The sequence below is a fragment of the Bacillus cereus group sp. BfR-BA-01349 genome, assembly GCF_022663795.1.
In the GTDB taxonomy this organism is placed as follows: domain Bacteria; phylum Bacillota; class Bacilli; order Bacillales; family Bacillaceae_G; genus Bacillus_A; species Bacillus_A cereus.
On record NZ_JAKUGE010000004.1, the window covers coordinates 141,567 to 163,873 of the forward strand.

Consider the following 22,307-nt stretch of genomic DNA (forward strand, 5'->3'; position numbering starts at 1 on the left):
CATATATGAGAAAAATTTTAGAAAAGGTGAGAAGAAATCGTACCTATTCGTTTGGTAAAGATTTATATGACCGGACGACGCGCGATGATGTAGCGGGCTTGGCAGCACAGCTCGCTTATTTCTTCTTGCTTGCAATTTTTCCTGGGCTCGTTTTCTTAATTACGCTTCTTGGATTTATTCCCATTCAAACAGAGGATGTGCTTAGTTTATTAGAGGTTTATGTACCAGATGATGCAATGAACTTAATTGAGGTAAATGTAGATAAAGTTGTAAACCAGCAAAATGGTGGTTTATTATCATTTGGTTTATTATCCATGTTATGGTTTGCCTCAAATGGTGTTAATGCGGTTATGAATGCTTTTAACCGCGCTTATGACGTGAAGGAAACACGTTCTTTTATTACAACAAGAGCGTTATCAATTGTGTTTACATTAGCTATTATTTTTATGATTGTCTTTGCGTTAATTGTTCCGGTATTCGGACAAGTTATTGGAGCAGCGGTGTTTAAAGCACTCGGTTTATCAGATAGTTTTTCTTTCGTGTGGAGCATTACACGATTAGTAGCGAGTTTCTTCGTGCTATTTGCTTTGTTTAGCTTCTTATATACATTTGCCCCAGATCGAAAGTTAAAAAGAAGAGAAGTTATTTCAGGGGCGTTATTTGCTACTGTAGGATGGATTGTGGTATCGTACTCATTTGCTTATTATGTAGATAAGTTTGCGAATTACGCCAATACATATGGTGGTCTCGGTGGTATCATTATTTTAATGTTATGGTTTTACTTAACTGGATGGGTAATTTTACTTGGCGGTGAAATTAATGGTTTACTCCACCATTATAGAACCGGTGACAATAATTCCCGTAATGAATAATGAGCTCTTGTTCCATAATAAAAAGGAACAGGGGGGATATTTCATGAGTAATAATAAAAAGAACCATAACAATAAAAGTAATAATAAACAAAAGAGCAGTTCGCATCCAAAGCATAAAACGAGTAGCAGTGCGAACGGTCATAATAGCTATCATTAAAAAAAACGGGTCCTCTATGAGGGACCCGTTTTATTTGCTGCCTTTTAATAATCGTAAGCCATTCAAAATGACAAGAATCGTACTTCCTTCATGGCCAATAACACCGAATGGAAGAGCTAAAAATTGCAAGAAGTTTGAACAAATTAGCATGGCAATAACGGCTAGCGAAAAGATTACGTTTTGCTTCACAATACGGTTCATTCGTTTTGATAAACGAATTGCTTGGGAAAGACGAGATAGTTCGTTCTTCATCAGTACAACATCCGCAGTTTCTAAAGCTACATCTGTTCCTTCTCCCATTGCGACACCAATGCTAGCAGTAGCTAGTGCAGGTGCATCATTTATACCGTCTCCGACCATTGCTACTGTACCGTATTTTTCTTTTAACTTTTTAATCGTTTCAACTTTTGTTTCTGGTAAACATGATGCGTAATATTCCTTTATATTACTTTCAGAGGCAATTGCTTTTGCCGTTTCTTCATTATCTCCAGTAATCATAATTGCTTCGACACCAATGCTTTGTAATTCACGAATAGCAGCTATTGTTTCTTGGCGAAGCGTATCTTTTAAAGCGATAAGTCCAAGAATGCCTCCCTCATCACTAATATAAACGACAGTTTTACCTTCCTTTTCAAGTGAGGCAGAAATACCATTATGAAATGTTTTTGTTTCTTCACCGATAAAATCAGCTTTACCTATTTTATAAGCAGTGTTTTCCAATATTCCTTTTAGCCCAAAACCAGTTACATCTTCAACCTTTTCAGGTTTTTTTAATGTAATGTCGTACGCATGTTGTGCATATTTAACAATAGATTCAGCCAAAGGATGTGTAGAGTGACTTTCAATGGATGCTGTAATAGAAAGTACTTCTTTTTCTGTCATATTTTCTCGAACATATACATCTGTTACGGTAGGTTTTCCTTCTGTTAATGTTCCTGTTTTATCAAAGGCGATTGCTTTTACTGAAGCGAGGCGTTCTAAATGTATGCCACCTTTAAAGAGAATTCCATTTCTTGCTCCGTTAGAAATTGCAGATAACGTTGCTGGTGTAATGGCAGCAACGAGTGCACAAGGAGATGCGACTACAAGTAAGATCATAGCGCGATAAAACGTTTCATTCCAGCTCCAGTCAAGTAAGAAATGAGGAACGAACATCATAAGCGCAACAACGAGTAGTACACCTTTTACGTATGTTCCTTCAAACTTTTCGATGAATAGTTGTGATGGTGATTTTTCACTTTGTGCACTTTGGACGAGACGGATAATCTTTTGGAATAATGTTTGATCGCTTGGCTTCGTAATTTTAACTTCGATAGCACCACGTAAATTTACAGTACCTGCAAATACTTCATCGCCATGTCTTTTCTCATTTGGAATAGGTTCTCCCGTGATTGCTGCTTCATCGATATTTGTTTCACCGTTATGAATCGTACCGTCAGCAGGAACACGTTCACCTGGTTTAATTAAAATAATGTCGTTAATTTGTAACCCTCCAACAGGAACACGTTCCTCAGTTCCGTTAGAAATACGTAATGCTTCTTCGGGTTGTAAGTCAAGAAGAGCGGAAATTTCTTTTTGGCTTTTACTTAGCGTATAAGATTCCATAGCACCGCTGAGCGCAAAGATAAAGATTAAGATAGCTCCTTCTGCCCAGTAGCCAATAATTGCAGCACCAATAGCTGCAAAGAGCATTAGCATTTCAACATTTAGCTCTTTTTCTTCAATCGTATCTTCAATGCCTTCTTTCGCTTTTGCATATCCACCAACTATATAAGCAAGGATATAGCAAGTAATACCTACATTCATTGCATCGTTCTTTGTGAATAACCAGCCAACTAAAATAAAAATACCAGATGCTACTGCAAATACAAGTTCATAATGTTTTTTTAATGTGTCCCATAAAGAGGGATGGGAAATTGTTTCTTTTGCCTGTAACGTTTTTACTTCTGAGTTCATTACTACCCGCTCCTTCCGAATTCTTATTGAGAAAAATAATCAAAATCGAAACCCCTATAAAACGACGAAAGCTGCCATCCATAATGGATAGCAGCATTTCTGTTGAATCTGTTTTTAATAGTTATTATGTTATAATTATTCTATATTATATCATATGTTTTTATGAGATGGTATGGTTTTGTTTCAAGTATAAACGGAAAACTTGTGTTTTCGCAACTCCTCTGGTATATATGAATATTGTTCATAAAAAGGTCGGAAAGGAAGACAACAAGTGAAGACAGAGAAATTTTTTACCCATCCGATTGGCGTATTTATTGCTGCAATAGTAGCAACTTTTTTATGGGGAAGCGCATTTCCTTTTATTAAGTTAAGTTATGTTGAACTTGGAATTCAACCACAAGAAGTTGGAGAGCAAATATTATTTGCCGGTTATCGTTTCTTTTTATCTGGAGTCATGCTCTTATTATTCTTTAAAGTGTTAGGAAAAGATATGAGCTTCAAAAAAGGAACAGGGAAACAGTTAATACAAATTGGTTTATTCCAAACGTTTCTTCAATATATCTGTTTTTACATTGGAATGAGTTATAGTTCAGGAATTGAAGGAGCTATCATTTCAGGGACATCATCATTCTTTCAAATTTTACTCGCCCATTTTTTATATAAAGATGATGCTCTCAATATGAGAAAAATAATTGGGGTATCGATTGGTTTTTGTGGCGTCATTTTAGTAAATGTGCCGAGTGATGGTAGCTTATCATTTCATTTTGGGATCGGAAGCTTATTACTTCTTAGTGCAGCAATGCTGTATTCATATGGAAACATATTAGCAAAAGAAGGTAGTAAAACATTAGATGTTGGCTATATGACAGCATACCAAATGGTTTTTGGTTCTATAGGATTATTATGTATAGGGGCTTTACAAGTTGGAGTCATGCCATTTACATTTAGTCTACATGTAATACTTATGCTAATTTATTTATCTTTCTTATCTGCAGCTGGTTTTTGCATTTGGAATACAATTATGAAGTACAACAAGGTTGGAAAAGTATCTATGTACATGTTCTTTATACCCGTATTTGGTGTGTTATTATCGAGCATGATTTTAGGTGAAGCAATTCATTCATTTGTACTACTCGGTTTAGCATGTGTAGCCGCGGGAATCATTGTGGTAAATAGGACACCAGCTAAGCAAAAAATGGAGCAAGAAAAACAAGTAGCATAGAGAGCAGAAAAGCGATTACAATGGAAGAACAGTACTGTTCTTCTTTTTTCATAGAAAAAGGATAATAGACTAAGTGTAACGAAAAAAGATACAAAAAGCATTTATTGAGGAGAAAATATTATGAATCTACTTTACGTGGTGTTAATTGGGCAAATATTTCTTTTTTTTATTGGTGCAATTTATGCAATGGGGCAGACAAAAAGAACGAAAGATAATATGCCGTTACCTTTAGCAATTCGTCTTATTCTTAGTTTTTCTTTAACAGGTAGTGCAATTTGCATATGGTTACAAGATCCATCTGTAGAGTATAGTACGTGGGTTGCACTTGGTATGACTTTATCGACTGTGGGAGATTTGTTTATGGCTGGGCTGATTCCAATTGGTCATCGATTAATTGGAGGGATGGTTACTTTCGCTCTTGCTCATTGCTTTTATGTAAAAGCATTTTTGCAAACAGGAATTTCATGGAATGGTTTTTGGATTGGCTTACTCGTATATGGGCTCTTTCTAATTGTAGGATGGTTCTTCTTTATCCGAAATGATAAACAGGATAAGTTGTTTACGATAGGAGCTCTAATTTACGGATTGTGGGTTGGAGGAATGGCTTGCTTTGCATTCGCCTTATATTATGAAAATACAGGGATATGGTGGATACCAGCGTTTGGTGGCTTACTGTTTGTAATTTCTGATTTCATTATTGGCGTGACAGATATCGGAGGGCGTAAATTGAAGTATGAGCCACTTTGGATTTGGTTTACATATGTAGCTGCTCAAATGTGTATTATATATGTGGGATTATAAAAAGATACTCTCAAAAATAGTGGATAGACTATTTTGAGAGTATCTTTCTTGCTTGTTAATTTGATCAGTATTTTTATTTTAAAATTTCTAATATTATAATTTTAAAATTCAGAATTTTGCAGAAAATCATCGGTCGTATTATTTATAATAAAAGTAAAAAGATGATGAGTTGGTGAAATGATGCAAAAGAAAAAACGTTGGTGTGAATTCTTTGGAACTATTGCAATTGCATGTTTATTGGTGTTTTTGGCGAAAATTTTTGTGTTTTTTCCGACGACTGTAAAAGGAGCATCTATGAGGCCAACGTTGCAAGATGGAGATAAGGTGATTGTTAATAAGTTAGCAAAACAATTTGAAAGCTATGGGAGAGAAGATATTATTGTTGTGAAAACAGATAATTTTTATGTCAAAAGAGTGATTGGATTGCCTGGAGATATAATTGAGATGAGAAATGATCAATTATATGTAAATTCTGAAGTGAAAGATGAAGAGTATTTGGATAGTAATAAAAAACAAGCAGAAAAAAAACTTATGAATTTAACAGAGGACTTTGGACCGATTACAGTTCCTAAAAATAAGATTTTTGTTATGGGAGATAATCGCTTAATAAGTAAAGATAGTAGAAATGGTTTAGGTTTTATTGATAGAGAAGATGTGTTAGGAAAGTTAGCAGGCATTTATTATCCGTTTGAACATATGAAAATAATAAAGTAAAAAAAACCAAGCAAATTTTAGTTTGCTTGGTTTTTTTGTTAAACAGTAGGAGATTCGTTTGATACAAAGATATCTTCATGTTTCTTTGTAGTACTTAAAACAAATTTATGTTGTAGTAATTGTAGCTTAAATAACGCCAAAGGATCATGATATGTTTCTGGATTACTTCTTAGCGTCGCTAATGTTTGCTCGTCTTCCTGTATCTCAAGTTGAGCTGCATCTACATTTTGTTTCAATATATTAAGTGGATCTTTGAAGAACATCATGATATCACGTTCTAATGCACCTTCAAATACTTCAAATTGAAGGAAGAATTGTTTGGAAATTGTGTGAGCAATTTCTGTATAGTCTTCTGTTTCAATATATTGTTTATATTTGTTGGCGAGCATAGATTGGTTTTTTTGCATATTACCAAATAATTTTCCGGCACTTTTTAAGAAAAACTGTGTCGGTGTAAAGCGTAATAAAATATTGATGTTCGTTACTGTAATTCGATTTGTCATTCGTGCAACATCTCGATTCCAGTCATCTAATAATTTGAAATCGCAAGGAAGTTTCATACGTTCTTCTTTATATAATTTATTAAACGTTTCACTCATTTCATCTAAATAAGCTTGAGCTTGAATAAATTCATTATGTGCGGTTTCAATCCATTCTTGAATAGACTCAGTAAATTTAGGAAGAAGTACCTGTTGTACATGCTTTTGAACACGTTCATTCATTGCAGCATTTAATTCTTCATGAACTAGTTTGAAATCACTATCTTCTTGAACAAGATCAGAGCAACTCTGTAATAATTCAGGAATTTGAGAATGTATATCTCGTGTAATTTCTTCTTTCGTTAAAAGATAAGATTCGGTAATAGAGCGAATTTTATCTTTTTCAAGAGCAGTAAGGTTATTAATAAATCCAGTAAGTTTCACTGAGATGTGTTTATTCCAGCGTACGGATTTTACTAATGTATTTTCTAATTCCACACGTTTATTTATGAGATAAGCAATTGTCTTTTGCGTAAACCATATTAGCTTTTCTATACGTTCTTTTTCTATATCGCGCTTTGCAAGATTAGAGAGAATAGATTCTGTTACATCTCCAAGTTGCTGGCTACTCTCTTGCGAAGGAGAGTATGGGAAGAATTGTGCATCTGGAAAATGTATTTTAAGTTTACTAATTAGTTTTTCATTAGTAGTCGTATTATTTGTGTGTGATACGAAGTGAATTTGTAAGTTTGGTACTTGTTCACGTAAATAAATTAATGTATCAATTTCTTTACTATGCAATGGTGAAGAAGAATTTAATACGTAAACAAGACTATCTGCTGCTTGTAAGTATTCAACGTATGCATTGCTTTTATCCAATTGCTCTTGAATGGATGGTGTAAGAAGAAATGTAAAATTATTTTTTCTTAAAAACCTACTTGGTAGCTTAATTTCTATACATTTTTTCTCAAGTTCTGACTGAGCAGATGTAGCCGTTATTTGATGGAATTCATCAAGGTTAGGGATATTTCGTATATCTAACTCGGTAAATTCTGTTATTTCAGTTTGACTAGCGTCTTTAAATAGAATAGGAGTTGTTAAAGTTTCAGTTAAGATGTTCTCTCCTAATATTGAATTAACAAATGATGTTTTATCATGGTCACTAGTTCCAGCTATTAGTAGTGGTGTGATATTTAAATCACATAGTTCATGGACTAGTAGCGTAAATTGATGACTTAAATCTACATCATTTTTCTCAGCCCATACAGCGATTGTTTCGAATAAATGAGAAACTGTTTCCATATTTACATCTGCTTCAGCTGATGTATTAGAAAGTAAGGATCCAGCACTTTTTACGAGTAATGATTCTAAAGTTGTAGGTGAGACTTCATTCCATGCTAACACTGCTGCAGAGACAACTAGAGAATCTTTTGCTTTCGTTAAACTGAACCAATTTGTTAATAAATTTGGTACAAGTCCGTTTAATTCATGCATAAAGTGATTTCCGGTAATTAATGCAAAGTATGTTTCTTGATAGCGAGTAGAAATTTCATTCCAATCGTCATTATTGTCTGTTTCAATATGCAAGAATAAATGATTGATACTTTGAATCCAAGGAAGGTATAAGGATTCATGTTAATAGCTATTCCAAAGAGCAATAACAAGTTCTTTAAATTGAGCTTGATCAACAGCATATAGAGCTTTTAAAGACTCATAGAAATATTCAGGCTTAATATTTTTTGTAAATCCTTTGTTTATGTAATTTATTAACGTATCAAACCAGTGTAAAGATTGTGTTCGAATACCTTCTTGAACAGCTAGTTCGATAGCGTTGTTCCAATCTTCTTGTTTTTCATAGAAAGAACGTGCAATTGCAGTAATATTTGGATAATCCGGTTGGAATGCAACAGCTTCACTAATCGTCTTAAAAGCGAGTCCTAAACGATCTTGTTCGATATAAAGAGAAAGAAGTTATAAGGAAACCTCCATCGTAAGAGTTGTATCTTCCGTTTGAATAGATTGATAAAGTTCTTCTGCCTTTGGTAAGAATCCTAGTTCAAAATAAGCATCTGCAATATTTTTTGTCGCCCAAAGTGCAAGAGCATTATTTACTTTTTCCCATTTAAATATAGCTGCTTCAAAATCTTTATTTTGATAATAAAATTCACCTTGAGCAAATCGAATATTAGAAATGTTGGAGAATTCATTTTTAGATTCATTTATATATGCTTCACCGAGTACTTCCGATGCAGGAGTAGAAGTTTCTTCTGTTAAAAATGTTTTATAGTAAACTTTTTGAATAAATTGATTTTCAATGGTCATGTTCGTTCCCCCCTGTATAATTTAGAAAAATGATGTCGTATGTAAAAGGGTGTATGTTCTTTTAATAGGTAGAAGTTGCATTATATAGACCAAACTATGTTTTTGCTAGATATATCATTTTTCTTGAGAGTTAAACCGTTGCGAAAAGTAACTTTCCTTTATTGTAACAAAAAAACACGCATATGAATTTTTATTTTTTATCGGGTTATTTGCGGGCAGTAAGAATCTAATCTCAAAATTGGTGAATATAAGTAAGTTATGTGGGAGTCGGGATGTCTGTAGAAGCAAGATTGGCTTAGGTTAATAATTGGTAGAGGATGAAGAAAACTCCCACTGATTAAAGTTTCACTTTATCTCTGTTAAAGGAAAGAATAGAAGTAGAGTTCATTATAAAAACAATGTATAGTGAATATGTATACCATGTTTGCCTTAAAGATAGAAAGGGTACAATGTGGAATAACGATCGTGCATAGGATGTGTCTTCCGAATGGAACAACATATTGGCGAGTTAATCGCGCATTATGGCTATTTTGGAATTGTTATAGCTTTGGCTGGTGGGATTGTCGGATTACCGATACCAGACGAGTTTTTATTGACCTTTGTTGGTTATAATGTTTCAAAAGGAGTTATGTCAGGAACTGCTGCTTTTTTAAGTGGGATGGCTGGTGCGATGTTAGGGATCACGTTAAGCTACATATTAGGTTTAAAACTTGGGCTCCCTGTTTTAAAGAAATATGGGCCGAAAATTAGAATTAAAGAACATCACATTGAAAAAACACATATTTTATTTGAAAAATATGGGCCATTTCTTTTAATGATTGGTTATTTTATACCGGGAGTACGTCATTTAACGGCATATTTTGCTGGGGTATCAAATTTGACACTTTGGCGTTTTTGTTTGTACGCTTACGGTGGTGCGTTCATTTGGATAAGTGTTTTTATTGGGCTTGGCTGGAATTTAGGCGAGAAGTGGCGCTTCGTTGAGTATAGTTTACATCATTATGGAATATGGATTTTATTAATTTCAGCAGTTGTTACATGTGTTGTATGGTTGTACATAAAGAAAAAGAAAAACCGCTAATAGCGGTTTTTTTAGCTGAAAGCAATAAATAATACACCAGCTGTAATAAAGACTACACCAACACCGGTCATAAAGTTTAACTTTTCACCGAGGATAATCATAGCGAGAATGATAGAAAATACGACGCTTAATTTATCGACAGGAGCTACTTGTGAAACCTTTCCTGTTTTGAGGGCAAGAAAATAAAATAGCCATGACGAAGCACCTGCAACCCCACTTAATGTGATAAATAGCAGTGCTTTTTTATTTAGCAGTACGTCGCCGATATTTTGAAATTTACCTTGTATGATAATAACGCCTATCATAAATAATGCCATAATAATAGATCGAATTGTTGTTGCAACGTTTGCATCGATGCCGTCTAAACCAAACTTTCCAAAAATCGATACAAGGGCAGCAGCAATTGCTGATAATAGTGCAAATAAGAGCCACGAACTCATAGTAAAATTCCTCCAATCTTACAGTATTATACATGAAAATCATTCTCATGTATAAAGTTGAAGCAATTGAGCTTTATAGAAAGCGCGACTTCAACTTAACTTCTTGCTCCACCTGAATTTTAAGGTGGGAGTTTTACTGCCTGCAAATAGTGGGCTAAATAACGAAATAATCCCCACCTTATATTTTTAATAAGGTGGGGATTATTATACTACTCTGCAATTTCCTCATATAAAAAGTACGTTACATTATAAATATGTTCTACTTCATCGTCTGTCATAAACAGTAATTCGTCACGCTCAATCCCTTTTTTCTTTTCAATAAACTCAATCATGTTTTTGCGTTCTTCTCTCTTCATCAATTTTATTTCTCCTCTCAATCTGTTTTAATACAGTTTATTTAAGTTACTTCTATTATATAACAGAATCTTTAGAAAGTTCCACCTATTTTATTATTTTTTTAAAAGAACTTTTCGACAAAACAAGCCCACCTAAGGGGGGGCTTGTTTTATTTTATAGTCGTAAAAACTCAGGCTCCGTCGTACCGGCACCATCAATGTAATAAATTGTGTCGGGATTGATTTTTATCAATACGTAATTAGGGTCTTCAGGACCGAGTAACCAACGTTTTAAGCTATTATTCCAAAACTTGTTTTTTAATGTTGAGTCTTCCTCGATTGAAGCTAACCCTTCAACTTCAATATAATCTTCATCTAATTTTTTCCCTTCTCGTCCGAGTAGTACATGGACATTAGGATTTTGTTCAATATCTGTTATCTTTTTTGATTGTCGATCTGTTGCAACATATAGTACAAAATCTTCATGGAAAAACATCATAAAGGCACTATGCGGTTTTTCGTTACGTACTGTAGATAATACACCGGTACGTTGTCCTTGGATAATAGTTGCAATTTTCTCTTTTAAGTGCATATTCTTTACCTCTTTTCCTAATTTATATTTTCTCTGTTTAAACAAGATAATTTAAATATCTTTCATACTGTTTTCTTCAAGTCCATTTTTTAAACGTAATTGTGATGAAATCGGACAAGTTAGGAGAAGAATAATAATAATATTGAGGAGAAATACATACGATGGAAGGATGAAAAGCATGTTTAATAAAATATTTCTTATAGTAGCACTTATAGGTGTACCACTATCTGTACTTGGAAAAACACTTCATTGGCCAGAAACACTTATGTTCGCTGTGTATTGTATTACGATTATCGCATTAGCTGGTTTTATGGGGAGAGCAACAGAGAGTTTAGCAATTGTTTCTGGTCCTAGAATAGGCGGGTTATTAAATGCTACTTTCGGTAATGCTGTTGAACTTATCATTTCAATTTTTGCACTTCAAGCAGGGTTAATTGAAGTGGTGTTAGCTTCTTTAACCGGTTCTGTACTTGGAAATTTATTATTGGTAGGGGGGTTATCTTTCTTTGTTGGAGGTCTTAAATACAAAAGACAAAGTTTTAATGTATATGATGCAAGGCATAATTCAGCTTTATTAATATTTGCTGTTGTTGTGGCCTTTGTTATTCCAGAGATCTTTTCAATGAAGATGGACGCTGGCAAGACGTATCAATTAAGTATAGGTGTTTCTATTATTATGATTATCATGTACCTTGCTGTATTACTATTTAAGTTAGTTACGCACCGTGGTGTATATCAACATAAAAGTGACGAAGTAGCGCATGAAGAAGAGCCAGAGTGGTCGAAAGGGAAGGCGCTCCTTATTTTAGCGATAGCAACACTGGCAGTAGCTTATGTGTCAGAGGCACTCGTACATACTTTTGAAACTGTCGCAAAGTCATTTGGCTGGTCAGAGTTATTTATAGGGGTTATTATCGTTGCAATTGTTGGGAATGCAGCGGAACATGCGTCTGCAATTATTATGGCCTATAAAAATAAAGTAAATATTGCAGTCGAAATTGCAATAGGCTCTACATTACAAATCGCCATGTTTGTTGCTCCTGTATTAGTATTGCTATCTATGTTCTTCGCGCAAAGGATGCCTTTAGTATTTACCATACCAGAACTTGTGTCTATGATTACAGCCGTTTTCTTAACGATTGCGATTTCCAATGATGGAGATACAAACTGGTTTGAAGGTGGCACTTTACTAGCGGCGTATGTCATTATGGGAATTGGTTTTTATTTATTATGAAAAATAGGCATAACAATTGCGCTCAGAGAAAACAATAAACGAAGTAGTATATATACCTACATAGGAAGGAGCCAGACAGGTGAAACGAGTATACAGCATATGTCTTTCAACTATGGTCTCGTTTATTTTATTATTTCCTAACATGAGTTTTGCAAAGACAACAGTAGGAACAAAAATGCCTTCATCTGTTTTAAATATTTCAAAAGACAATACATTTCCAAATGATGCGCAAGATTTGCCACGTTTGCAACCAAGTAAATTTGCTCAAGAGCTATTGAAAACGGCCAATATTAAAATTGAAAATCCAGACTTAATTCGGATGTTTAATGAAACGACAATTTCAAATGCGCCGCTTGCAGTAGGGTATCGGGCAAAAATTTATTTGGGTCAATGGGCTTTACATTATGAATCAGTAGACACATCGATTAATTGGGAATATAAACAAGTGAATCGAAATGTGTATGATAATCGCGGAGGAGACCGTTTATATCCACTTCGCTATAAGCAAGAAACACAAAAGACGGTTGAAGGCGATTTAACAGCAGATATGAAAGATGCTGCAGATGTGAAAAAAATGATGCTTCTCAAAGCACTTGAAAAAGTACAATTACCCCTTTCGTTTAAAACGACCATTGGTTATGGTACTGGACATGAGCGTGTGTATAATATTAGTCCGAGTCAACTCGGATATTTATACGCTTATACACCAGCAGTAAATGAAAAAGGAAAAGTAACATTTGGAGAAGTGTATCTTGTATTAAAGGGAAATCAAAAAAGACTTGTTGTGAAAAATATTACTTCTCAAGGAATTGGAGCTGCTATTCCAATTCATGATCATTTGTATTTTAAATTCATTTCTTCTTCCCACTCGCAATAACATGAAAAAACGTCAGCTTATAAGCTGACGTTTTTTTATAATGTAATGTTTGCTGTTTTTGATAAGAAATCTTCTGTCGGATAGTAGCTGTTTTTTACAAGAACATTTGGTCCAAGACATTTTACTGCAGGACAGTGACAGCTTAATGATTTTGCAGTTTTTGAAGCGCTCCATTTTTCATACGCTTCTTGTAATGTGTTTGTTTGTATGTTTCCTAGAAGTGGAACATCACCAAAATCAGTAACGATAATATTGCCATCAAAAATATTTACATTTAAGCGTGAACGACCATCTGGATCGTTACGAACAGTTACATTTTTGCTCTCTTGTAACTTTTTAAATGTGGCAATGTCTCGCTCGTCATCGCTACAAGCATAGAAAGGTAAAGTTCCAAATAACATCCATACATTTTCATCGCGAATTTCTAGTAAATGCTCAATCGCATCACGAATTTCAGCTTTTGTTAAAATCTCTAGATTACTCGCGAAGTCACTTGGATACATTGGATGAACTTCATGACGTTTACAGCCCATCTCTTCGACGATTTGGCGGTGAATATGTTCAATATGTGGTAGAGTTCTTTTGTTTAACATTGTTTCGGCAGATACAAGTACACCTGCATCTGATAGAGCCTTACTATTTGTAATCATTTTTTCGAATAATTTTGCACGTTGTTCGTAAGTAGGTTTACGCTCCATCATTGCAAATCCGCCTTCAACGAAGTCATCGATTGTTCCCCAGTTATGAGAGATATGCAATACGTCTAAATAAGGAATAATTTGTTCGTAACGTGCTAAATCTATAGTTAAGTTAGAGTTGATTTGAGTGCGAACGCCTCGTTCATGGGCGTATTTTAAGAGTGGTGTTACATAGTTGTCGACGGATTTTTTTGAAAGCATAGGTTCTCCGCCAGTAATACTTAAAGAACGTAAATGAGGAATCTCATCTAATCGTTTTAATAAAAGATCCATCGGAAGCGGATTTGGGTCTTTCGGCTGTAACGTGTAACCAACAGCGCAATGCTCACAGCGCATATTGCATAACGTCGTCGTTGTAAATTCAACATTTGTTAATAGTAGTTTGCCGTACTCTTCAAGGTCCATATACGCTTCCCATGGATCGTAAGAAGGAGTAATCGGCTTCATTTTTTGTGATATCGTCATATGAAATACTCCTTTGACTATTGAAATAACAATTTGTCCATTCTCTATAATAGAAGAATATGTGCTTTTTATAAAGTGAAACTTTTTAGCATGAAAAGAGAGAGGGCTTACATTATAGTGGATGACTGTGACAAAATTGATGAAATTTCATGCCCATAGCAATCGTTTTTGCGGTATAATAAAAGCAACTCGAATTAAAAGGAGAGTGCCTTCATGGGAAAAGCAATTCAAGATAAAGATACACAATTAGTATATTTAAAAGAACGTTTAAATATGTTCATTGAAGTAATTGATACAATTGAACCCGAAGAAGTAGAATTAGAAGATGTAGATCGTCTTCTTGCAATGTTAGATGAATTAGAATTAAAATGTGAGCAATTTAAAAAAGACGAATAATATATTAAAAAGGCTACCAATTCCAATTTGGTAGCCTTTTTCTGTTCGGGTAATAGAAGGACGATAGAAAAAGAGGTATAATCAAGTTGTGAAAAATTTCATTTATGCTCTAATAGCGTGAAATAAATAGCTAAAAAGCATAACAATTGAATTTTCAGCTCATAACGTTTTGGTAGCGTTCACAATTGAGGGGGAAGTAACAATGAAAAAGCTTCAAGAAAGCATGTATCAACTAATTGTTGAAACGTCAACGAACTTACCGAAAGATGTTCGTCGTGCGATTCAACAAGCGAAAGAGCGAGAAAATGCAGGGACTCGTTCTGCGATGGCACTTGGCACAATTACAAATAATATTAAAATGGCCGATGATAACATCTCGCCGATTTGCCAAGATACAGGGATGCCAACGTTTAAAATTTATACACCAGTTGGTGTGAATCAATTAAAGTTGAAGGAAGCTATCTATAATGCGCTTGAGCGGGCGACAAAAGATGGTAAACTTCGTCCCAATTCTGTTGATTCTCTTTTTGGAGATAATAGTGGAAATAATTTAGGACCAGGTACACCGGTGATTAAGTTTGAACAATGGGAAAAAGATTATATTGATGCACGTTTAATCCTAAAAGGTGGTGGCTGTGAGAATAAAAATATTCAATATAGCTTACCGTGTGAACTAGAAGGACTTGGACGAGCTGGCCGTGATTTAGAAGGGATTCGTAAATGCCTTCTTCATGCAGTATATCAAGCACAAGGGCAAGGATGTAGCGCTGGTGTAATTGGTGTTGGTATCGGGGGAGACCGCACATCAGGTTATGAATTAGCAAAAAATCAATTATTCCGTACATTAGATGATGTCAATTCAGTACCAGAGTTACAACATCTTGAAGAGTACGTATTAGAAAATGCGAACAAGCTTGGCATTGGTACGATGGGATTTGGCGGAGAAACAACTTTACTTGGTTGTAAAATTGGCGTCTATAATCGTTTGCCAGCTAGTTTCTATGTATCTGTTGCGTATAATTGCTGGGCATATCGTCGCCTTGGTGTGAAAATCCATCCTGAAACAGGAGACATTATGGATTGGCTATATCAAGAAGGGGAAGATACACTTCAGCATGAAGTACAAGAAAAAACAGAGCAACGTGAGATTGTATTACAAGCACCAATTACAGAAGAGCAAATTCGTGAACTTCGCGTTGGTGATGTTGTAACAATTAATGGCATGATGTATACAGGTCGTGACGCAATCCATAAGCATTTAATGGATAATGATTGTCCAGTAGATTTAAATGGGCAAATTATTTACCACTGTGGTCCAGTTGTTGTGAAAGATGAAAATGACACTTGGCAAATTAAAGCGGCAGGTCCAACGACAAGTATTCGTGAAGAACCGTACCAAGGCGATATTATGAAGAAATTCGGTATTCGCGCTGTCATTGGAAAAGGCGGTATGGGTGCGAAAACATTAGCGGCTTTAGAAGAACATGGCGGTGTATATTTAAACGCAATCGGTGGTGCAGCGCAATATTATGCTGAATGTATTAAAGAAGTGAAAGATGTTGATTTCTTACAATTTGGTATTCCAGAAGCAATGTGGCATTTACGTATCGACGGGTTTAAAGCAGTTGTAACGATGGACTCTCATGGTAATAGCTTACATGCAGATGTTGATAAAACATCACTTGAAAAATTAGCTAGCTTTAAAGAGCCAGTATTTAAGTAAATAAAAAATGCATCTCGAATGATTCGAGATGCATTTTTTTGGTATATATAGAAAAACATGTTCAGCATGAAAGAATGCGTTGCAACAGAAACTACAAGTACGATTATATATGGAAAGGAGACTATTTATGAAATATAAATGGTTATATATCGGTCTCATTTTTTCAATTATGATGGCACTTGTTCCAGTTTCAGCACTGGCTTATACAAATACTCCACATAACTGGGGAATCCCGCGTCCTAAAAATGAAACAGTACCAGATGCAGGAAAGTTATATACAGATTTACTACAAAAAAATGGCGGGTTTTATTTAGGAGATACGAAGAAAAAAGATATTTATTTAACATTTGATAATGGATATGAGAATGGATACACAGGGAAAATATTAGATGTATTAAAAGAGAAAAAAGTACCAGCAACTTTCTTTGTAACGGGACATTACATTAAAACACAAAAAGATTTATTGTTAAGAATGAAGGATGAAGGACACATTATTGGAAACCATTCTTGGAGTCATCCTGATTTTACAGCGGTAAATGATGAGAAACTTCGTGAAGAATTAACGAGTGTAACAGAAGAAATTAAAAAAGTAACTGGGCAAAAAGAAGTGAAATATGTACGTCCTCCGCGCGGTGTATTTAGTGAAAGAACGTTAGCTCTTACGAAAGAAATGGGCTATTATAATGTATTTTGGTCACTTGCATTTTTGGATTGGAAAGTGGATCAGCAAAGAGGATGGCAATATGCGCATAATAATGTTATGACGATGATTCATCCAGGATCTATTTTATTACTTCATGCAATATCAAAAGATAATGCAGAAGCACTTGCAAAAATCATTGATGATTTGCGCGAGAAAGGGTATCATTTTAAAAGTCTAGATGACTTAGTAAAAGGCAATCAACCGTAAGCATGTATGCTTACGGTTTTCTCATGCTATAATGATGTGTAAAAAGGATGGGGAAACGTATGTGGAACGAGCATGTTACGTTAGAGTATCCGTATCATTTTGAAGAGGTATTAAAACGTTTATCTTTTGATCCTCTTAACGTCATTCAATTAGATGAGAAAGTTATTTATATCCCGCTTTGTATCGACGAGGAACAGGTTGTTGTTCGCTTACAAGGGATTGGTACTGTTCAAAATCCACAGTTTTGGATTTCTAGTCAGACAGGAGATCCAGAGAAAGTCATGAAACGAATGAGAGCCATTTTTCATTGGAATGAACCGTTTCAAGATATACAAAATCATTTTTTAAACACATCATTACGTCCACTATTTGAAACATATGCTTATACTCCAATTATTTTAGAATTTGATTATTTTGCTTGTCTGCTTCGCTGTATCATTCACCAACAAATAAATTTGAAATTTGCTACTGTGTTAACAGAACAATTTGTGAAACGGTATGGAACAGAGAAGAACGGTGTATTCTTTTTCCCCACTCCGGAAATAGTAGCAAATATTTCAATAGAAGAATTGAGAGAGCAGAAGTTTAGTCAGCGAAAGGCTGAATATATAGTAGGATTAGGTCGAAGTATTGTCAGTGGTACATTAAATTTAGCGAGTATAGAAAATGGGACGGAAGAAGACATTTCAGCACAATTGTTGCCAATTAGGGGAATTGGTGCATGGACAGTGCAAAACTTTTTAATGTTTGGGCTTGGACGGAAAAATATGTTCCCGAAAGCGGACATTGGGATTCAGCGTGCAGTGCAAGGTATATTTCAATTAGATGATAAACCTGATGATGCATTTTTAGAAAAATTGAAACAAGAGTGTGAACCATACTGCAGTTATGCAGCGTTATATTTATGGAAAAGTATAGAGTAGAGGTGTAATAATGATACAAAAGCAACATGAGAGTAAGTTGGAAGTTGGTCAAACGTTTCCTGTGACAATTAAACGTCTTGGGATTAACGGAGAAGGCGTTGGTTATTTTAAGAGACAAGTTGTTTTCATTCCAGGGGCATTACCAGGAGAAGAAGTTGTTGCAGAAACAACGAAAATTCAGCGTGGCTTCGCTGAAGCGAAAGTGAAAAAAGTTCGTAAAGCTTCACCGCATCGTGTGAAAGCACCGTGTCCAGTATATGAGGAGTGTGGCGGTTGTCAGCTGCAACATTTAGATTATAAAGAACAATTGAATCAAAAGCGTGATATCGTTGTACAAGCATTTGAGAAGTACATGAAAAATAGTATGGAAGAGAAAATTCGTCCAACGCTTGGCATGGAAAATCCATGGCATTATCGTAATAAGAGTCAATTACAAGTGGGGCGTAAAGACGAAAAGGTTATTACAGGGCTATATAAACAAAACTCACATCAGTTAATTGATATCGCTCACTGTATGATTCAACATAAAGCAACGAATGAAGCGACAAAAGTTGTAAGACGTATTTTAGAAAAATTAAATGTTTCTATTTACAATGAGAAAAAACAAAAAGGTTTAGTACGCACAATTGTAACACGTACTGCAGTTCAAACAGGTGAAGTACAAGTTACACTTATTACAACAAAAGAAGAATTACCAAATAAAGAACAATTTATTGCAGAAGTACAAAAACAGATGCCAGCGGTTAAATCAATTATGCAAAATGTAAACTGGCGTAAAACATCTGTTATTTTTGGCGACAAAACATTTAAATTAGCTGGAAAAGAAGTAATCCAAGAAACACTTGGTGATTTATCATTTGAATTATCAGCACGTGCGTTCTTCCAGTTGAATCCAGAGCAAACCGTTGTTTTATATAATGAAGCAAAAAAAGCCGCTGCGTTAACAGGCGATGAGAAAATTGTAGATGCGTATTGTGGCGTTGGTACAATCGGTCTTTGGCTTGCAAATGATGCAGCGGAAGTACGTGGTATGGATGTAATTCCAGAAGCGATTGCAGATGCAAGAAAAAATGCAAAGCGTCACGGATTTACAAATACGAAATATGAAGCAGGTAAAGCTGAACAATGGTTACCGAAATGGGTAAAAGAAGGATGGCGTCCAGATGTAATTGTTGTCGATCCACCACGTACAGGTTGCGATGATAAATTACTGGAAACAATTTTAAAGGTGAAGCCGAAACAAGTTGTGTATGTGTCTTGTAATCCTTCTTCATTAGCACGTGATGTACAAGCATTAATGAAGAGCTATGAAGTGGAGTATGTGCAACCAGTTGATATGTTCCCGCATACTGCGCATGTAGAAAATGTAGTGAAGCTTGTTAGAAAGTAAAGTTTATTAATATTCCCTCATGGTATGAGGGAATATTTTCTATGAAGGAGAATATTATGCATAATTATAAATTAACGATTCAGTACGATGGTGCACGTTTTAAAGGATGGCAACGTCTTGGTAATAACGATAATACGATTCAAGGAAAAATCGAAAGTGTCATATCTGAAATGATCGGAAAAGAAATTGAAATTATCGGTTGTAGTAGAACAGACGCTGGTGTACATGCTTTGAATCAAGTTGCTAACTTTCAAAGTGATGAGAAGTTAGTGGAACATAAAGTGAAAAAATATTTAAATCAATATTTACCTAATGATATTAGCATTACGAATGTGGAAGAAGTACATGATCGTTTCCATGCTCGTTACAATTCTAAAGCAAAAACATATCTGTATAAAATTTGGAATGAAGAGCATACAAATCCATTTATGCGTAAATACAGCATGCATGTGAATAAAAAATTAAATGTGAAAAGCATGAAAGCAGCTGCAAAACATTTAGTTGGTTCACATGACTTTACTGCTTTTTCAAATGCGAAATCAAAGAAAAAATCTATGGTTCGAGAAGTATATACACTTGATGTGATGGAAGAGGCAGGGTTTGTACAAATTAGAGTAAGTGGTAACGGCTTCCTTCATAATATGGTAAGAAAAATTGTTGGGGCATTAATTGAAGTTGGATTAGGACAATTAGATGCTGAAGCAATTCCCAACATTTTAGAAGAAAAGCAGCGCAATCAAATTAATTGTCTTGCTGAGGCAAGTGGGTTGTATTTAGAGAATGTTGAGTTTTAATGGCAAATAAAAAAATCGGGCTAAGTAGCTCGATTTTTTTAGTATTACGAAGATTTTTCATTTTTTATACGTAGCTTTAAATTCCAAAAAGCAGCAAGCATAATAGCTGCAAAGGAGCCAAAAATTGTTCCTAATAGCTTTGCATAAGGAGAGCTGCTTACATCGGCATTAATGAATAACATCATACAGAGCATGGCAGGGAAAAAGTATAAGTATTGTAATAACTTTAATTTTTTATCATTACTCATATATATAGCCCCTTTCTAGCATGTTATATGTTTATTATAACATATTTTACCAAGTTGTTTTTGCACTTGGAGACATGTTCATTTCATATGTGTAAATGCAGTTTTTTAATTCGATATTGTAAGTTTTGCCTACTTAATCCTAAAAATTTTGCAGCTTGTGAAATGTTGCCATGATTCTCTTTAAGAATTTGATTAATGTAGTTCTTTTCCATTTTTTCTATTGTGTGTTTTAAAGTTTTAGGTGCATCAGTATTGTGATTAGTTAGTGCATGCTGCATATTGAATTCTGTTTTTATTCGTTCACGAAAGCGAGTAGGCATATGAAACGCTGTAATGATGGTTTCATCTTCTATCAAGTTCATGGAACCTTCAATTATATGTTCCAACTCCCGTACGTTTCCAGGCCAATCGTATGCATAGAAAAATTCTCTTACATTTACATCTACATCGGTTACGTTGAGCCCAAATTGAGTATTATATTTTTCAATAAAGTGCTGAACAAGATCTGGAATATCTTCTTTTCTTTCACGTAAAGGCGGAAGACATAAAGTAACGACGCTTAATCGGTAATATAAGTCTTCTCTTAATCGATTATGTGCGATGGCTTCGAAAGGATCTTCATTGATAGTTGCTATAATACGAACATCAATTTCTTTTTCGTGTGTGCCTCCGATTCTTCGTATTGTTTTTTCTTGTATAGCTCGTAGTAACTTCGCTTGAAGTGCTAGACTTAATGAGTTGATTTCATCTAATAACAAAGTTCCTCCGTTCGCTTCTTCAAATAAACCAGCTTTATCGATAGCTCCTGTAAATGCACCTCGGTTTGTACCGAATAATAAGCTTTCCATGAGTGTATCAGGTATAGCGGCACAGTTCTGTGAAATAAAGGGTTTTGTTGAACGCTGACTTTCATTATGGATGCTTTGTGCAAATAGTTCTTTCCCAGTGCCTGTTTCTCCTACTAGAAGTATGGAGGAAGATGTACGAATTACTCTTTTTCCTTCAGTAATGATTGATTGAATAGCTTCAGAATCACCAATTATGTGATCAAAGGTAAATTTAGTACTTTGTTTTCGAGAAGGGCCCATTCTTATTGTTTGCTTTAAGTTACTAATTTCTTTTGATATTTCAATAGCGCCTTTAATTTTTCCATTTTCTATTATAGGAAAAGTATCGTTAATCGTTGTAATTTCTTGTCCTTTATTGTTAAAATACGTTTGTTTTATATTTTTCTTTGTTTTTCCAAATTTTAATGCCTCTATAAGAGTACTATTTTTATTTTCTTCAAATGCAAATACCTCTAAAGGACTTTTATATAGCACATCTAAGCGATCCATTGATTCAATTTCCATCATTTTGCGGTTATAGACAATCGTTTTACTTTCCTCATTAATAATATGAATCCCGATATCGAGTTCATTGATTAAAGTTTCATATAGCATATTCATTTCAATAATTTGTTTGAAATTAATTTCTTCTGTATGCATGTAACATCTTCTCCTCATTTCACCCTATGAAGACTGACTTTTTATAATCTTATTAAAATTCTTATAAAATCGCAAAAAATTTTTGCTATTTTTCGTTTAAAACTTTTTAAATGATCGAAAAATTTTGCGGTTGTGCACATTTTTTTGTATGAAACTCTCATTTAATACATGAATTAGAGACTTGGTACGTA

The 22,307-nt window shown here is 34.6% G+C and carries 20 protein-coding genes and 1 pseudogene; 13 read left to right on the plus strand and 8 right to left on the minus strand.

The annotated features are described in order from the left end of the window. Positions 1-5: 5 nt before the first annotated feature. Positions 6-872, plus strand: a complete 867-nt coding sequence (locus MR169_RS04375) for a YihY/virulence factor BrkB family protein (protein ID WP_242318952.1) — start codon at positions 6-8, stop codon at positions 870-872. 187 nt (positions 873-1,059) lie between these two features. Here MR169_RS04375 and MR169_RS04380 read toward each other — a convergent pair whose 3' ends face one another. Continuing rightward, a complete protein-coding gene (locus tag MR169_RS04380; RefSeq protein WP_001083770.1) occupies positions 1,060-2,985 on the minus strand; it encodes a heavy metal translocating P-type ATPase in 1,926 nt (641 codons plus the stop codon). Between the two features lie 271 nt (positions 2,986-3,256). Between MR169_RS04380 and MR169_RS04385 the strand changes: the two genes are divergently transcribed. From MR169_RS04385 to lepB, 3 genes are all read left to right on the plus strand, one after another. Further along, on the plus strand, positions 3,257-4,207 hold the full coding sequence (locus MR169_RS04385) for a DMT family transporter (RefSeq protein WP_000845706.1): 951 nt from the start codon (positions 3,257-3,259) through the stop codon (positions 4,205-4,207). A gap of 120 nt (positions 4,208-4,327) precedes the next feature. Beyond that, the gene (locus tag MR169_RS04390) at positions 4,328-5,008 is read left to right on the plus strand and encodes a lysoplasmalogenase (protein ID WP_001051070.1); all 681 of its coding nucleotides are present in this window, start codon (positions 4,328-4,330) and stop codon (positions 5,006-5,008) included. A 177-nt stretch (positions 5,009-5,185) separates the two neighbouring features. Continuing rightward, on the plus strand, positions 5,186-5,722 hold the full coding sequence (gene lepB, locus MR169_RS04395; RefSeq protein ID WP_000983301.1) for a signal peptidase I: 537 nt from the start codon (positions 5,186-5,188) through the stop codon (positions 5,720-5,722). A 38-nt stretch (positions 5,723-5,760) separates the two neighbouring features. Here the strand turns inward: lepB and MR169_RS04400 are convergent. After that, positions 5,761-8,523: pseudogene (locus tag MR169_RS04400) on the minus strand (tetratricopeptide repeat protein). A gap of 487 nt (positions 8,524-9,010) precedes the next feature. Here MR169_RS04400 and MR169_RS04405 point away from each other — a divergent pair. Then, positions 9,011-9,604 carry a DedA family protein gene (locus tag MR169_RS04405; RefSeq protein ID WP_242318954.1) on the plus strand — a complete coding sequence of 198 codons (594 nt, stop codon included), beginning with the start codon at positions 9,011-9,013 and terminating at the stop codon, positions 9,602-9,604. A gap of 11 nt (positions 9,605-9,615) precedes the next feature. Here the strand turns inward: MR169_RS04405 and MR169_RS04410 are convergent, their stop codons facing one another. The 3 genes from MR169_RS04410 to MR169_RS04420 all read right to left on the minus strand — a co-directional run bounded on the left by MR169_RS04410 (position 9,616) and on the right by MR169_RS04420 (position 10,971). Then, positions 9,616-10,044, minus strand: a complete 429-nt coding sequence (locus tag MR169_RS04410; RefSeq protein WP_000100296.1) for an EamA family transporter — start codon at positions 10,042-10,044, stop codon at positions 9,616-9,618. 209 nt (positions 10,045-10,253) lie between these two features. After that, positions 10,254-10,400 (minus strand): BH0509 family protein, encoded by a 147-nt coding sequence (locus tag MR169_RS04415; RefSeq protein WP_000817786.1) that lies wholly within the window; start codon positions 10,398-10,400, stop codon positions 10,254-10,256. Positions 10,401-10,554: 154 nt separating this feature from the next. Then, entirely contained in the window at positions 10,555-10,971 is a 417-nt protein-coding gene (locus MR169_RS04420) for a pyridoxamine 5'-phosphate oxidase family protein (RefSeq protein WP_000550220.1), read from the minus strand. A gap of 178 nt (positions 10,972-11,149) precedes the next feature. Here MR169_RS04420 and cax point away from each other — a divergent pair, with 178 nt between their 5' ends. Together cax and MR169_RS04430 are read left to right on the plus strand one after the other, a co-directional pair. Then, on the plus strand, positions 11,150-12,205 hold the full coding sequence (cax, locus tag MR169_RS04425; protein ID WP_242318955.1) for a calcium/proton exchanger: 1,056 nt from the start codon (positions 11,150-11,152) through the stop codon (positions 12,203-12,205). 79 nt (positions 12,206-12,284) lie between these two features. Continuing rightward, positions 12,285-13,082, plus strand: coding sequence for a YfkD famly protein (locus MR169_RS04430; protein WP_002102695.1), 798 nt, complete (start codon positions 12,285-12,287; stop codon positions 13,080-13,082). A 35-nt stretch (positions 13,083-13,117) separates the two neighbouring features. On the opposite strand, the gene yfkAB is transcribed toward MR169_RS04430, so the two are convergent. Further along, entirely contained in the window at positions 13,118-14,245 is a 1,128-nt protein-coding gene (yfkAB, locus tag MR169_RS04435; RefSeq protein WP_086423811.1) for a radical SAM/CxCxxxxC motif protein YfkAB, read from the minus strand. A gap of 213 nt (positions 14,246-14,458) precedes the next feature. Here yfkAB and MR169_RS04440 point away from each other — a divergent pair, with 213 nt between their 5' ends. From MR169_RS04440 to truA, 6 genes are all read left to right on the plus strand, one after another. Then, complete coding sequence (locus tag MR169_RS04440; protein ID WP_000513558.1) at positions 14,459-14,641, plus strand: SE1561 family protein; 183 nt, start codon at positions 14,459-14,461, stop codon at positions 14,639-14,641. A 202-nt stretch (positions 14,642-14,843) separates the two neighbouring features. Beyond that, positions 14,844-16,364: a class I fumarate hydratase gene (gene fumA / locus MR169_RS04445; RefSeq protein ID WP_242318957.1), complete on the plus strand. Its 1,521-nt coding sequence runs from the start codon at positions 14,844-14,846 to the stop codon at positions 16,362-16,364. Between the two features lie 127 nt (positions 16,365-16,491). Further along, the gene (gene pdaA / locus MR169_RS04450; protein WP_000875956.1) at positions 16,492-17,274 is read left to right on the plus strand and encodes a delta-lactam-biosynthetic de-N-acetylase; all 783 of its coding nucleotides are present in this window, start codon (positions 16,492-16,494) and stop codon (positions 17,272-17,274) included. A 59-nt stretch (positions 17,275-17,333) separates the two neighbouring features. Beyond that, complete coding sequence (locus MR169_RS04455) at positions 17,334-18,197, plus strand: DNA-3-methyladenine glycosylase family protein (RefSeq protein WP_242318958.1); 864 nt, start codon at positions 17,334-17,336, stop codon at positions 18,195-18,197. Positions 18,198-18,207: 10 nt separating this feature from the next. After that, a complete protein-coding gene (gene rlmD, locus MR169_RS04460) occupies positions 18,208-19,587 on the plus strand; it encodes a 23S rRNA (uracil(1939)-C(5))-methyltransferase RlmD (RefSeq protein WP_000615200.1) in 1,380 nt (459 codons plus the stop codon). Between the two features lie 56 nt (positions 19,588-19,643). Next, on the plus strand, positions 19,644-20,381 hold the full coding sequence (gene truA, locus MR169_RS04465; protein WP_000553114.1) for a tRNA pseudouridine(38-40) synthase TruA: 738 nt from the start codon (positions 19,644-19,646) through the stop codon (positions 20,379-20,381). Between the two features lie 44 nt (positions 20,382-20,425). On the opposite strand, the gene MR169_RS04470 is transcribed toward truA, so the two are convergent. Both MR169_RS04470 and MR169_RS04475 read right to left on the minus strand, forming a co-directional pair. Next, the gene (locus tag MR169_RS04470; protein WP_000063861.1) at positions 20,426-20,629 is read right to left on the minus strand and encodes a hypothetical protein; all 204 of its coding nucleotides are present in this window, start codon (positions 20,627-20,629) and stop codon (positions 20,426-20,428) included. Between the two features lie 83 nt (positions 20,630-20,712). After that, positions 20,713-22,116: a sigma-54 interaction domain-containing protein gene (locus MR169_RS04475; RefSeq protein ID WP_242318959.1), complete on the minus strand. Its 1,404-nt coding sequence runs from the start codon at positions 22,114-22,116 to the stop codon at positions 20,713-20,715. Positions 22,117-22,307: the final 191 nt, after the last annotated feature.